The sequence below is a fragment of the Kitasatospora sp. NPDC056181 genome (assembly GCF_042266225.1).
Taxonomy (GTDB): Bacteria; Actinomycetota; Actinomycetes; order Streptomycetales; family Streptomycetaceae; genus Kitasatospora.
In genome coordinates this window covers 1-1,230 of sequence record NZ_JBHJUK010000346.1, presented here as the reverse complement: position 1 = coordinate 1,230, position 1,230 = coordinate 1, and the positions used below count along the sequence as shown (strand labels likewise).

Genomic DNA, 1,230 nt, shown 5'->3' with positions numbered 1-1,230 from the left:
GAGCGGGCTGCACCACCTCGGCGAGGCGACCCCCCTGCATCAACCGCTGCACCACGGCACGCAACGCATCCGCGAGCAAGCTCAGGTACTCGGCCCGCCCATCAGGCGATGGCTCGAACCGGTGCAGGACGTCCACCGCCGCCTGTGCCGCGGCAATCGCTTCGGCCGGCTCCGGCACGTCAGCCAACCGAGCAGACGAAGTCAAGTGGGACCGCGCCAAGGACATGGCATCGGGAACGACATGCCAATCATAAAATATGTCGTAATCGCATTCATGCTGTTGCACTTTGAGTGCCTGCTCGATTCCGACGCCGGGTTGCTCCCCAACGAGCGAAGGATTCTCAACGGTGAGCGTGATCGGGATTGGCAGGAAGACGTCATCGCCCAGACCTTCGTCGATGAGGCTGACAAGTTCGTTGTAGGCAACGGCAGCGAGAGCCCCCGCAGCAGCCCCTACGAGGGTACCGATCCCTGGTATTGCCGAGCCTACCGATGCGCCGACCGATGCCCCTGCTTCGACCGCGGCAGCCACGACAGCTGCCTTGATTTCATTGCCAACCTGTTGGTGGAGTTCATTGAAAGCCCTCTCGAGATCGCCGTTGTCGTGTTCCACGATGAAGAGCGTGATGGTGTACGTTCGTGGAAAGTCACCGGCCTGCTGGAGATTGAAGTCGATCAGTACGTGAGGCTCGTTACGCCAGGGGCCTCGTATGTCGTCCTCGGACACATCGCCGACCCGCTGGGAATCGATGAGATCCACTACGGGCTTTTTGTCCGGGCCGACCCTCACGGATGACGAGTCGATCCCGGTTGCCGACATCCACACTTCGTCGTTCGCACCTTGAAGAAAGGAATCAGTCGAGTCGTTCTCGTTGAAGTTTCGCAGCCGGAACTGAAGGCGCGAGGGGATGACGATGTCGTTCATGGATGCTCCCATGCGTGCACTGGTGAAGGCACCCATGCCGAGCGGGACAAGGCTCGCCCGGCAAACCTGCCCCTCGGGCGTGCGGCTGCGCCATCAGCCGATGCAACGAAGGCGCCGTACCAGAAGAAGATTGATGCCGCGCGTGCCCCCCGGGGGAGGGCTCGCGCACCGGAGATCGGGGCAGGAGACCCCGATCTCGACGGCCACGTCACGCCCAGCCTTGGCCGATTTGGTGGCCCGTGTTCCTGGACCATCCGGTCGATCCGTTGGCCGCGTTGCTCCCGTCGCGCAACTCGTCCTGGAAG

Annotated in this window: 1 protein-coding gene; it reads right to left on the bottom strand. The window is 62.5% G+C overall.

The genetic code is table 11. The features are described from left to right. Positions 1-925: hypothetical protein (locus ACFC1F_RS43430; RefSeq protein ID WP_376167359.1), on the bottom strand; the 925-nt coding region annotated here is incomplete at its 3' end. Between the last annotated feature and the right edge of the window lie 305 nt (positions 926-1,230).